The 12566-nt window shown below is 73.0% G+C and carries 10 protein-coding genes; 3 read left to right on the top strand and 7 right to left on the bottom strand.

Translation table 11 applies throughout. The features are described from left to right. Positions 1–194: 194 nt before the first annotated feature. The 5 genes from FIC82_RS20790 to FIC82_RS20995 form a co-directional block, all read right to left on the bottom strand. Positions 195–1280: a hypothetical protein gene (locus FIC82_RS20790; RefSeq protein WP_216609981.1), complete on the bottom strand. Its 1086-nt coding sequence runs from the start codon at positions 1278–1280 to the stop codon at positions 195–197. A 46-nt stretch (positions 1281–1326) separates the two neighbouring features. Continuing rightward, on the bottom strand, positions 1327–1713 hold the full coding sequence (locus FIC82_RS03920; RefSeq protein WP_154797643.1) for a hypothetical protein: 387 nt from the start codon (positions 1711–1713) through the stop codon (positions 1327–1329). A 123-nt stretch (positions 1714–1836) separates the two neighbouring features. Then, on the bottom strand, positions 1837–2166 hold the full coding sequence (locus FIC82_RS03915; protein ID WP_216609980.1) for a HepT-like ribonuclease domain-containing protein: 330 nt from the start codon (positions 2164–2166) through the stop codon (positions 1837–1839). Further along, positions 2163–2696, bottom strand: a complete 534-nt coding sequence (locus tag FIC82_RS03910; RefSeq protein WP_253691421.1) for a nucleotidyltransferase family protein — start codon at positions 2694–2696, stop codon at positions 2163–2165. Before FIC82_RS03910 ends, FIC82_RS03915 begins: the two co-directional genes overlap by 4 nt. Before the next feature lie 47 nt (positions 2697–2743). Further along, a complete protein-coding gene (locus FIC82_RS20995) occupies positions 2744–3262 on the bottom strand; it encodes an MmcQ/YjbR family DNA-binding protein (RefSeq protein WP_154797641.1) in 519 nt (172 codons plus the stop codon). Between the two features lie 51 nt (positions 3263–3313). Here FIC82_RS20995 and FIC82_RS03900 point away from each other — a divergent pair, with 51 nt between their 5' ends. From FIC82_RS03900 to FIC82_RS03890, 3 genes are all read left to right on the top strand, one after another. Then, positions 3314–3949 carry a hypothetical protein gene (locus tag FIC82_RS03900; protein ID WP_154797640.1) on the top strand — a complete coding sequence of 212 codons (636 nt, stop codon included), beginning with the start codon at positions 3314–3316 and terminating at the stop codon, positions 3947–3949. Between the two features lie 76 nt (positions 3950–4025). Then, positions 4026–5129 (top strand): WXG100 family type VII secretion target, encoded by a 1104-nt coding sequence (locus tag FIC82_RS03895; RefSeq protein ID WP_154797639.1) that lies wholly within the window; start codon positions 4026–4028, stop codon positions 5127–5129. Then, positions 5126–5662: a hypothetical protein gene (locus FIC82_RS03890; RefSeq protein ID WP_253691419.1), complete on the top strand. Its 537-nt coding sequence runs from the start codon at positions 5126–5128 to the stop codon at positions 5660–5662. The genes FIC82_RS03895 and FIC82_RS03890 overlap by 4 nt, the downstream gene beginning before the upstream one ends. A 200-nt stretch (positions 5663–5862) precedes the next feature. On the opposite strand, the gene FIC82_RS03885 is transcribed toward FIC82_RS03890, so the two are convergent. Together FIC82_RS03885 and FIC82_RS03880 are read right to left on the bottom strand one after the other, a co-directional pair. Continuing rightward, positions 5863–8334 carry a chitobiase/beta-hexosaminidase C-terminal domain-containing protein gene (locus FIC82_RS03885; RefSeq protein WP_154797638.1) on the bottom strand — a complete coding sequence of 824 codons (2472 nt, stop codon included), beginning with the start codon at positions 8332–8334 and terminating at the stop codon, positions 5863–5865. A 158-nt stretch (positions 8335–8492) separates the two neighbouring features. Further along, positions 8493–12425, bottom strand: coding sequence for a ThuA domain-containing protein (locus tag FIC82_RS03880; protein ID WP_253691417.1), 3933 nt, complete (start codon positions 12423–12425; stop codon positions 8493–8495). Between the last annotated feature and the right edge of the window lie 141 nt (positions 12426–12566).

Raw genomic sequence — 12566 nt, 5'->3', positions numbered from 1 at the left:
GCGCGGATCCTCCATGAAGCAGCCCCCTGCTCACGTCGTGCGTCGGGTACTCACCCGTCGTCTCTGGAGGCACGGTAGTCGACTCTCTTGAGGCAGAGAGTCGACGACCGCGTCGGCTCGCCTCGGCGGCCCACAGCCGGAGCTGCACCGCAGGACGGGCCGCACCTCGCGGCCCGTCCCACGGCGTCGGACCTTCAGTGCGCGACGACGGCGCCTCCCAGCGGGCCTGCCGTGGGCTGGGTCTCGCGCGCGTAGCAGTAGAACCCGGGCACGCGCGCTCCGGACCGGAACGTCACCTTGTTGAGCTGGCCACTCTGGCTCGCGATGACGGTCCACGGGAGAGGTCCACCCGCAGCCGCATCCACGAGCTGCTGCAGCGCCGCGCGCGACGAGTCCGCGTTGAGGTAGACCGGCACGCCGCACACGGTCGCCCAGACGACAGCGCGTCCACCGAACGTCCCCACGTCGGCGAGCGTCGGCGCGCCCGACGCGAGCACCGACCGCACGTGGTCCAGCAGGTGCCGCTCGTCGAACGGGTCGTCCTTCGTCCCGCGCGGGGCGGGCCGCACCGGTGCGGGCGCAGGGCTGCGACGACCGGTCGGAGTGCTCGCGCGCTCAGGCGCGGAGCCACCGGCCGCCGCGCGGTCCGCCTCGGTGTACGCGGCGTGCTGGTCGCGTGCCGCAGCGGGCGCCGCGCCGGCCCACACGGCGCCGCGCATCGCGGCCATGCTGCGCGACGTCGCGGCGTACGCCTGGTCGACGTTCGCCGTGTCGTACGTGAGCGACCGCTCGCGCTTCACACCGATCGACGCGCCGACCTCGATCGCGTCCTGGTTGGCGCCCATGTAGAGGAACGTCCAGCCGAACTGCTCCTCGCGCTCGGTGACGAGCGCCTTGATCGCGGCGTGCGTGTACTCCTTCGACGCGTTCTCGAGGCCGTCGGTCATGATGCCGACGATCACGGCGCCGGGCCGCTGCTCCTCGGGGAGCTGAGCGATACGCAGCGCGGTCGTCTGCACGAGGCGCCCGATGGAGTCGAGCAGCGCGGTCATGCCGCGCGGGCGCAGGTCGAGCGGGGGGACCTCGCGCACGTCGAGGTCGGTGTAGACCTCCTCGAACTCGTTGTCGAACTGCGCGAGCGTGACCGTGCAGCGGCCGGGCGCGTCGCGCTGCTCGGTGAGGAACAGGTCGAAGCCCTGCTCGGTGGCCTGCTTGATCGACTGCATCGAGCCGGACCGGTCGAGCAGCATGGCGAGGTGGGTGAGGGTCTGGTCAGGCATAGCGGTTCCCTTCGTCGTGCTGCTGGACGGACGGTGCGGCGGGCGGTCAGGTGCGGCGGCGGAACCTCAGGGGTTCGACGGCGGTCGTCGGCTCGGGCGGCGGTGTCCCGCGTTCGCGGTCATAGCGGGCGCGCGTGACGCCCTCGGCGGAGACGCGGCCGTCGGGGCCGGAGTAGCCCGCGAGCGCCGGTGTCCGTGCGATGCGGGGCGGCACCGTGTTGGGGGCGACGCCGGCCGCCTCGGCGACCGACCGCATCGACGACCCGGCGAGCAGCGCCTCGGCCATCGCCTCGTCGAGCGCGACGTCAAGCAGCGCGCGCGCTCGCGACAGCGGCTCGACCGCCTCGCCCGGCGCGGCGGTCGAGGCCTCGTCGAGCGCCGCGCGTGCGGCGTCGAGGCGAGGTCGAGCGTGTCGCGACGCGTTCGTGGTCATGCAGCGAACCTATGCGCAGTAACTGCACATGCGCAAGAGGTGCGCGCACATCGTGCTCGCACCCCCCGCTGGAGACGCAGCCCGGCGCCGGAGTTCCAGGCTCAGCCAGCGAGGTTCGAGCGCTCAGCCACCCCTCGCCGCGACGCTCCTCAGGGCTGCGGCGTACTCGACGAGATCGTTCTCGACGGTCGCGCGCACGATCTGCGGGTCGACCGTCGCGCACCCGTGAGCGATCCGCTTTCGCGTCGCCCAGATCACGCGCCAGGTCGCACCGAACGCCGACGCCCGCGCTTCCGCGCTCAGGTGCGACGCCGCCTCGATCGACGCAGCGAGGCGCAGGCAGACCGCGTCGACGACGACCTGACGACCCCACCCACCCTCGGCCACGTGGTGGCCGATCATCGCGAGGTGCTCGAGCGCGTCACGCGCGTGGTCGGCGTCGGTCCGCGTCACAAGGGGATCGCCTGGACGGTGGCGCGCACCTCCGGCCGGAGCGATCGCTCCGGCACGACGTCCACCGCGCGACCCAGGATCTCCTCGAGCTCGAGCTGGAGGGCGGCCAGCCCCATGAGGCCGACCGCGTCGTCCACGTCGACGAGGAGGTCGACGTCCGACTCGGGCGTGTCGGTGCCCGTCGCGACCGACCCGAACACACGGACGTTCCCCGCTCCGTGCCGAGCAGCCGCAGAGACCACCGCATCGCGCTTCCCCCGCAGCACGGTGTCGAGCACCGTCGGCGGTCCCGTGCTCGCCTCGACGTGCGCCGCGGCACCTGACTCGGCAGACCGGTCGAGCAGTCGCTTGATCTCCGGCTGACTCCTCCCGAGGCCTGCGGCGATGCGCCGCTGGCTCCATCCGAGCTCAGCCGCCTGTCGCGCACCTCGCTCGAGCGTCGCGCTCGCCTCGTCCCGCAGGGCGCGCGCCCTCGTCGCGAGCCCACCGAGATACGCCTCGAACGCGGCCTCGACGGACGACCCTTCCACCATCGCCACCTCCGATAGCCGATGCTATCGGCACCATAGCCCTCTCGTCACCCGTTCGCGGCGTCGCGCAGGATCCGCACGGCCCGGGGCCCGACCCCGTGCAGGGCGAGCAGGTCCGCGTCGCCCAGCCGGGCGACGTCGGACAGCGTGGTGATGCCCGCCCCGGCGAGCGCGCGCGTAGCGGGCCGACCGATGGCGGCGGGGAGGTCGCCGACCGACCCCGGCTCCGCGCCGTCGGCCGCGAGGAGGGCCGCGGCCAGGCGCCGGGGCGCACGGGCGAGCCACGCGCGCCGCACCCAGTGGTTGGCCTGCTGGCCGTCGAGGTCGGCGAGGGGTACGCCCGCGCCGAGCAGGTGGTCGCCGCGCGTCACCCGCGAGGCCGTCGGGTGCTCGGCGAGCAGCCGCGCGACGTCGTCGTCCCCCAGCCGGAGCTGCACGACGGCGGTCCTCGTCACCGTCGCGAACCGTCGCCCCCGCACGGTGAACGTGACCGTCCCGGCGGGCGCGTCCTCCGCCGTCTCGGGCAGGGCGAGCGCGGCCGCACGGACCTGGGAGAGCGTCGTCATGCCGCCACCCTGCCACGTGCTTCCGACCGTCGGTCCGGCAGACTGTCCACCGTGAGCAGCGACCGCCGACCCCGGCAGCCGTACCGGCCGAGCATGGTGTGGACGGCGGTGCGCGGCGGGGTGCGCGGGCGCGAGCGCCTGACGCCGGCCGTCGACTACCTCGCGGTGCTGCTGATCCTGATCGCGCTGTGCGGTGGCGCGGTGTGGTTCGCCGTGTGGCTCCTGCGGAACGACGAGGGGTTCGCGGCGGCCCTGATCGGCATCGTCGCCGTCGCCTTCGGCGGCGGGCTGGTGGCCTACGTGCGCGGGCCGTCGAAGGCGGCGGTCGTGCTGCGGCCGCACGAGGTCGAGCTGCCCGTGGGCGGTGCGGAGGTGGTCCGGGTCGTCGTGCGGTGGGACGACGTCGCGGCCGTGCGGGTCGTGACGGGCGAGCGGCGCCCGACCCTGCGGGTCGAGCTGCACGACGGCGCGCGGGCCCGGCACGCCGACGGCGAGGACCTCCTCCAGGGCCGTCCCGCGCACGGGCCGGACCCGGACACGGTCGCCGTCACGGACGCGGAGGCGGTCGCCCGCGTGCTGCGGCACCTGATCGACCACCCCGAGGACCGTGCGCGTCTCGCGCAGCGCGGCGGCGTGGGCATCGTCCTCGCGTTCGTGCGCCCGGTCTACGGCGAGCCGGCCGGCTGACCCAGGCCGGGGAGCGGTCCCCATGGTCGGGGCAAAGGGGCCCGGGCTACGCTGCTCGGCGGACGGAGGGGGATCCATGACCGCAGGCATGTGGGGTGCGGACGTCGCAGGGCTGCGCCGGTTGGCGCAGGACGTCGAGGGCGCGGCGCAGTCGCTGACGTCGTTGACCGCGAACCTGTCGTCCGTGGTCGCGTCGACCGGGTGGACCGGGCGGGACGGCGACGGCTTCCGGGGCGCCTGGGACGGGATGTGCGTCGGGGCGCTGCGGTCGTGCGCGGCGACGCTCACGGACGCGGCCGGTGCGCTGCGCCGGGACGCCGACCAGCAGGACTCCGCAAGCTCCGGCGACACCGACGGCGCGGGCCCCGGCGGGACGTCCGGCGGTGGCGGCGGTGGTGGTGGCGGCGGTGGTCCGCTCGCGATGGCGGTGCCCGTCACCTTCACGCCGACCGCGCCGGCGAACCCCGGTGGCCCGGGCACCACCGGTCCCGGCGACGCACCGGGAGAGCCGGGCGGCGAGCAGTACGTCCTCGGGCCACCCACGCGCCCCGAGATCGAGTGGGACGAGGACTTCGAGTACGACTCCGACGACGACCCGACGTGGGACGACCGCACCTCGTGGGTCGAGTGGAACGCCAAGGCCGAGGCGACCCGCCTCCACCCGGGGCTGCAGGACGCGGGGTCGATCTACCGGCACTACCTGGGGAACTCCGGCGAGGACTACGAGTTCGACTACGCGGCCGCGTACGCGAACGACTCCGGCGTGGCGGCCAACGTCGACGCGGAGATCGCGAGCGCCCAGGCGGGGGCCGAGGAGCTCATCGCCCGGGGGAACACCGACTTCTCCATGACGGGCGACGCGTCGCAGGCTCCGAACTACGCCCAGACGGAGAACTGGCAGAAGACGATCGGCGGCTACCAGCAGTGGTCCAGCTCGGACGTGACGGTGGTGGGCGACCAGGCCACGATGGTCATCACCGTGCACGCGGAGGACCGCTACAACTTCAACGCCGGCCAGTCCGACATCGCGTCGGGCACGCCGGACGACGTCAACGGACGTTTCACCGAGCTCGGCTGGGCCCAGCCGTTCGACAGCAGCGGCAGCGTCCAGCTCACCGTCACGTGGACGGTCGGCGACGCGGGGTCGGCCGTGGTCGAGCCCGTCACGGAGGACCGATGAGCACCGCACGCACCGCGACCGCACGCACCCCGCGCCTCGCCGGCCCGACGGCGGTGCTCGCCGCGGTCCTCGCGCTCACGGCCTGCTCGCCGGGGACCGGACCGGGAGACCGCACCACCGACGGCACGAGGGAGACGACGATGGCCGACGAGCCCGCGAAGAACGGGACCGGCGAGGTCCGCACGGACCTGGAGCCGCTCACGAAGCGGTTCTCCGCGCTCGGTGCCCCGGTGGCGGCGACGTGGTTGTCCGGCACCGTCGGGGACGAGGGCGTGCCGGGCCCGACGACGTACTGGATCGACGCCGTCGTGCGGCTCGACCCGGCGGTCGCCCAGACCCTCGCGGACGAGACGGCGCCGCAGGAGACGACCGAGGTTCCCGCCGTCGTCGACGACCTGAGGGGCGACCTCCCCGACGGCCCGCTCCTGGCCGGTGACGCGCTCGACGCGCGGTTCGCCGAGTCGGGCTTCGTCGCGACGGCGTACCTCGACGTGGACGACGCGACCGTCGTGCTGGTGTCTCTCGGCGAGTAGCCGGCCGAGCACGACCTCACCCGCCCTCGAGCACGACATGAGCGTCGTCATACCGCCCAGAACGACCCTCATGTCGTGTTCGGCGCGGGGGGGAGGCGCGGGGCGGGTGGTCCGCGCACGACGACGGCCCGGGCCCGCACCTGGGTGCGGGGCCGGGCCGTCGTCGATCGGACTGGTTCGGTCGGACCGTCAGGTGTCGGTCAGCTGCGGCCGATGTCGGACAGCTCGGCAGCGGCGATGACGAGCTCACGCTCGGCGTCGTCGAGCACACCGTCCCACACGAGGTCCTCGGTCACGAGGCTCACGTGGTCCACGAACTCGCGGTGCGTCGAGTACTCGTCGGTCTCGGCGACGTGGTCGTTGACCGTGCAGCCGGTGCCGTCGTCGTAGTTCTGCACCGTGCTGTCGTGGCCGCCGATGATCACCGTCGGGCGGATGTCCGACCCGACGCAGCGGTCGCGGACGAGCTGCAGGACCGTGAAGGTCACCTCGCCCGTCGTCACGTTGCCGACGCCGTCGACCGCGCGGTAGCGGACGACGTGCTGGCCGTCGGCCGCGAACGCGACCGGGGCCGCGTAGCGCTGCCACGCGCCGTCGTTGGCCTGGAACTCGATGCGGTCGACGCCCGACTCCTCGTCGACCGCCGTGAGCGTGACGCGCGCGCTCGCGACGAAGTCGCCGTCGCGGGTGCGGCTGCCGCCGACGCCCGCCGTGACGACGGGGCCGTCGGTGTCGCCCGGCTCCTCGCCGCCCGCGATGACGAAGGAGACCGTCTGCGGCGCGGAGACGTTGCCCGCGACGTCGGTCGCGCGGTAGGTCACGGTGTGCGCACCGGGGGTCCGCACCGAGATCTGCTTCGCGTACGGGGTCCACTCGCCGCCGTCCACCTGGTACTCGACCGAGGCGACGCCCGAGTCGGCGTCCTTCGCGAGCAGGCGCACGAAGACGGTCGAGAGGTACTCGCCCGCCTCGTTCTTCTCGCCGCCCATCACGCGGTGGTCGACCGTGGGGGCGACGGTGTCGCTCCCGTCGCCCTCGACGACGGAGAACGTGACGCTCGCGGCCTCGGAGACGTTCCCCGCCTCGTCGGTCGCGCGGTACGCGAGGGTGTGCTGGCCCGGCTCGTCGACCACGACGGCCTCGGTGTACGGGGTCCAGCCCGCGCCGTCGAGGTCGTACTCGACGGACGCGACGCCCGACGCCTCGTCGGTCGCGGTGAGCAGCACGGACGCCGATCCCACGTAGGCGCCGGACTCGTCCTGCGTGCCGCTCACCTCGTGGGCGACGGTCGGTGCCGTCGTGTCCTCGCCGGCGTCGGCGACGACGACGAACTCCGTGACGGTGTCCTCGGACACGTTGCCCGCGACGTCGGTGGCCCGGTAGACGAGCGTGTGCTCGCCGGGCTCGTCGACGACGACGGGCTCGGTGTACGGGGCCCAGCCGGCGCCGTCGAGGTCGTACTCGACGCTCTCGACGCCGGACCCGTCGTCCGTCGCGGTGAGCGTCGCCGTGGCCGACCCGACGAACGCACCGTTGTCGTCCTGCGTGCCCGTGACCTCGGCGGTCACGGTCGGGGCGGTCGTGTCCTCCTCGCCGTCGGCGACGACGGTGAACGTCACGGAGCCGACCTCGGACACGTTGCCCGCGACGTCGGTCGCCCGGAACGTCACCGTGTGCTCGCCGAGCTCGGTGAACGGCACGGTCGTGGTGTACGGCAGCCACGCGCCGCCGTCGACCGCGTACACGACGGACGCGACGCCCGACCCCTCGTCCGAGGCGTGGAGCATGAACGCGGCGGTGCCGACGTACGCGCCGTCCTCGTCCTGCTGGCCCATGACCATGGGCTCGACGGTCGGGGCGGTGGTGTCCTCCTCGACGTCGCCCTCGACGACGGTGAACTGCGCGGTCTGGGCCTCGGAGGTGTTGCCCGCGGCGTCGGTCGCGCGGAACTGCAGGGTGTGCGCGCCGACCGCGTCGACGACGAACGGCTCGGTGTACGCCTGCCAGCCCGCGCCGTCCAGGTCGTACTCGACGCCGGCCACGCCGGAGTCGTCGTCGGTCGCGTCCAGCGTCACCGTGGCACCGCCGACGTACGCGCCGTCGCCGTCCTGCTCGCCGGTGACCTGGGCGGTCACGGACGGTGCCGTGGTGTCCTCGCCCCCGCCGCCGTCGGTGACGACGAGCTCGCCCCACATCTCGCCGTGCCCGGGGATGGCGCAGAAGTAGCGGTACGTCCCGGGCGTGAGGGTCACCTGCGCCTCGTGGAGACCGCCGTTGGCGTCGAACGGGCTCGCAAGGATGTTGAGGTTCACGTCGTGGTTGTAGCCCGGCGTCGACGTGTCGAACGTGAGCGTGTGGCTCATGCCGAACGTGCTGCCGGTCGCCAGGCTGTTCTCGAAGACGATCGTCGCGGGCCCTGCCTCGGCCGTGGCGGGGAAGGCCTTGTAGTCGGACACGCTGTTGTCCGCGGTCCAGGTGAGGACCTGCTCGGCGGCGACGGTGGCGTCGGCTGCGGACACGACGGCGGACGACGCCGACGCCGGTGCGGTGGGGGTCGCCGAGGCCGGGGCGACGGTGAGGACCGTCGTCGCGGTGAGTCCGGCGACCGTGGCGGCGAGGAACCGCCGCGCGCCGCGGCGGCGGGAGCCGCCGGGACTGGTACGTCGTTCCATGAGGGTGCACTCCTCCGGGGGTGTCTGAGAGTTCTGTCGGGCTGGTCGGGCGCTGGTCGGGGCGGGCCGTGCGGCCCGCCCCGGGGGCCGCCGTCGTGCGGCACGACGACGGCCCCGGGTCGGCGGGGACGGCCGGCTGGGCCGTCCCCGCCCGGGTGCTACAGGTCCGCCACCCGGATGTCGCGGAACTCGATGAGGTCCGAGTTCCCGTGGTTCTGCAGCCCGATGAACCCGCTGTCGAACTGGCGCAGGTCCGTCGGCGGGTCACCGGCCCGGGACGACTGCTGTCCCGGGGTGTTCTCCCACTCGTTGATGACGACGCCGTTGCGGATGATCGTGTACTGCTGGCCGACCACCCGGATCTCGTACTCGTTCCACTCGCCCTTCGGCTTCTCGCCGCCGGTGTTCAGGCCGAGCGGGTCGAAGTTGTAGACCGAGCCGGTCTTCTGCGGCTCGCCCGTCGGGCCGTCGTAGATCTGGATCTCGTGACCGCACGAGATCGCGACCCACGCCGGGGACTGACCCTCGGCGCACTCGGCGTCGCCGGGCTGGTTCGGGTTCGGGAACCGGGTGAACACGCCCGCGTTCGCGTGGTGGTCACCCGCCGAGACGTCGCGGTAGAGGAGCTTGACGGAGAAGTCTCCGAGCTCCTCGCCCGCGTACCAGAGCATCCCGAGCCCGCCCTGCGAGCGGATCGACCCGCCCGGCTCGAGCGTGAACTTCCCGCCCGGTGCCTGGAACCAGTCGTACAGCGACGCCTCGGTGCCGTCGAAGATCGTGCGGTACCCGCCCGGGTCCACGCCGATCTGCGAGCGCGCCGCGGCGTCGACGAGGCGAGCACGCTCGCGCTCGTCGATCCGGCTGTCGTCGTACAGGCTCTTCGCGACCGACTCGACGTGCGCCAGGAACCGGGCGTGGGTGCGCCACTCCTTCTCGTCCTGGAACAGGTCGGCGATGTTGCAGGCGCCCAGGTCGAGGTTCTCGACCGTGGAGTCGACGTCGCCGAAGAACACGGTCTCGCGCTCGTCGGGCAGCGTGCACGACGGCGAGCCGTCGGTCGTGACCGTGGCCGTCGACCCGTCCGCGTACGTCACGGTGAGCTTGGCCTCGTAGGTCCCGATGCGGGGGTACTTGTGCTTCGGGTTGGCCTTCGTGGAGGTCGAGCCGTCGCCGAACTCCCAGCGGTAGGAGACGCCGCCGGAACGCTCGCCGGTGAACTGCACCGTCAGCGGGTCGCCCTGGATGCTCGTCGCGGACGCCGCCGGGGCCGGGGTCGGAGCCCCGCCCTGGTACGTGATCCGCATGAGCTTCTGGTTCGGGTCGAGGCTGAAGAAGCCGCCCGCGTAGTCGACCAGGTACAGCGCGCCGTCCGGACCGAACTTCGCGTCCATCCAGCTCTGCAGCAGCCCGTCACCGCGGCCGCCCGGGATGATCTGGCGGAGGTCCTCCATGAACACGGGGGCGTCCAGGTTCTCCGGGTCGACCGTCACCGCGACGCGGTTGTTCGAGTTCGACTGGTCGCCGACGAACCACTTGCCCTCCCAGTACGACGGCCACGCGACGTCGGACTCCGGGTCGACCTGCGACTGCCGGAAGGTCGGGCCGGACATCACGGCCTGGCCGCCACCCCGCAGCCACGGGATGGTGTACGTCGCGTCGTCGTCCTCGTACGTCGGGATGCCGTTCCCGCGGTCCGGGAAGACCGGCCCGCCGCCCGAGGGCGAGTACCAGATCATGTTGTCCCGCACCGGCGGGAGGTCCACGAGGCCCGTGTTGCGCGGCGACGTGTTCTTCGGGTTGTCGCAGTCGTACCAGCCGGTGAGGACGCTCGCGTCCTCGTTGCTCCGGTCACGGTACGGCTGCTTGTTGCCCATGCAGTACGGCCAGCCCTGGTTGCCCGCGGACGTGATGATCGTCGCGGTCTCGTACTTGGCCGGGCCGAGCTCGGGGTTGGGGCTGCCGGCGTCCGGGCCCACCCAGGCCGCGGTCAGCCAGTCCGTGTCGGGGTCGATCTGCAGGCGCGAGATGTTGCGCACGCCCATGACGTAGATCTCGGGACGCGTCTTGTCCGCGGGGTACTCGCCCACCGGGAACAGGTTGTCGTCCGGGATCGTGTAGGTGCCGTCGTCCTCGGGGTGGATCCGCAGGATCTTGCCGTTGAGGTCGTTCGTGTTGCCCGACGTGCGGCGCGCGTCCTGGAAGCTGATCCCCGCGTACTCCTGCGTCCAGTTGTTGCCGGAGTACCCGTTCGAGCCGCCGGACGAGTTGTTGTCGCCCGAGCCGATGTAGAGGTTGCCCTCGCTGTCGAACGCCATGCCGCCACCCGCGTGGCAGCAGCTGTGGATCTGCGTCTCCCACTCGAGCAGGTCGACCCGCGTGCTCTGGTCGATCGTCGGCGTCGCGGGGTCGTAGGTGAACCGCGAGACGGTCCGGTAGCCGACGCGACGCTCGCGGTCGATGTTCTCGTGCGGCATCCAGTACACGTAGAGCCAGTGGTTCGTCGCGAAGTCGGGGTCGGGCACGATGCCGAGCAGCCCCTCCTCGTTCTTCACGAGCTCGTCGCCGCTACCACGGTTGCCCATGACGTCGAGCGTCGTGAGCAGCTTCGCCTCACCCGTCTCCGGGTCCCACTGGTGGATCGTGCCGCAGCCGAGGCCCACGTTCGGGTCGCTCCACGGGACGATCGGGCCGGTGGCGCACGCGCCACGGCCGATGTAGAAGACCGTGCCGTCGGGCGCGATCGTCAGGCCGTGCTGCTCGCCGTTCTGGTCCAGCGTGCCCGCCGTGTTCACCTGGGACAGGCGCTCGGCCTTGTAGTTCGACGCGATGGTCGCCTGGCAGTCGCCGCGCACCACGCCCGTCGTCCACTGGAGCGCACCGAGCAGGTGCTCGCGGAACGTCTCGTCCTGCCAGCTCTCGGGCGTGCCGCCCATGCCGGTGAAGAACGAGCGGCCGCCGTCGTAGTCGCGGCACCAGGACAGGGGCTGGAACGGGTTGGTCGTCGGGCCGGCGTCGGGGCCGGGCTCGAGCGTCGCGACCGTGTGCACGTCACCGGTCGGGTCCTCGGCCCAGTCGAGCCACCGGTCCTCGCGGTCCCACGTGAGCGGGAGGTCCGCCGTCGCGGGGTGCTGGCGGTCGACCAGGTCGACCGTGCGCTCCTCGAGCGGGATCTCCGGGTCGGGCTGCTCGACGGAGTCGGGGCCGAAGATCGAGAGCTCTGCGAGCTGGATCTCGGCGTCGCCGGAGTTGGCGGTGACGTCCAGCCGGTACCAGCCGTACTCGGTCTCGTTCGCGACGTCGAACGTGCGCGGCTGGAAGCGCTGCGGGAAGTCCTCGTCGGTGCGCGTGTCGAGGTCGACCCACGTCTGCCCGTCGGTCGACCCCTGGAGCTTCCAGTTCTTCGGGTCGCGGCCCGCGGAGTCGTTCGCCGACGTGATGCCGTACTTCACGACCGCGACGGGCTGCTCCATGCGCAGCGTGAGCTGGCCCGTGCGGGCGAACGTCAGCCACTTGGTGCCGGGGTCGCCGTCGACGGCCTTGGCCGGGGTCTCGGCGGCCGGGCTGCGGCCGGTGCCGGTCGCCTCGGCGACCTTCTCCGCCGTCATCGTCGCGCCCTTGATCCGGGCGCCGACGAGGCCCTCGAACCACTTCGACGCCTCCTGGGCGCGCGCGGCGTCGCGCACGCCGAGGAATCCGCCGCCGCCGTTGACGTACGCCTGGAGCGCGGCCTCCTGCTCGCCGCTCAGCTCGATGCCCTCCGCGGAGAGCATGACGACGCCGCGGTACTCGCCGAGCGTCGCCTCGCTGAGCATCGCGGGGTCGGACGTCGCCTCGACGTCGAACCCGTTGGCGGCACCCAGCTCGGTCAGCGCCGCGGTCGCGGCGACGACAGGGTCGGTCTGCTCGTCGGGCGCGCCGTGGAACACGAGCACGCGCACGGGAGCGGTGGCCGCCGCGGCCGCGACGGACCCGGCCGTGGGGGCCCCGCTCGAGGCGACCGTGCTCGCCGGCGTCGTGGCGACGGGCTGGGCCGCCGCCGGGATCACGGCCGCGCTCGCGACGAGCGCGACGCCCGTCAGGCCGACCGTCAAGGCCCGTAGTGCTCCCGGTCGGGAGCGCCCCCTCGTAGGGGGTGTCGATCGTCTGGACAGCACTCTCCAACTCCTTCGTCATCGGTGCGACGCTCCCGGGTGGGCCGGGAGCCGATGGTGCTGGTGCGGGTCGGGCGGGAG

The sequence above is a fragment of the Cellulosimicrobium protaetiae genome, assembly GCF_009708005.2.
Lineage (GTDB): Bacteria > Actinomycetota > Actinomycetes > Actinomycetales > Cellulomonadaceae > Cellulosimicrobium > Cellulosimicrobium protaetiae.
Note: the sequence above shows the minus strand (reverse complement) of the source record. Positions and strands in the feature narration are given on the sequence as shown.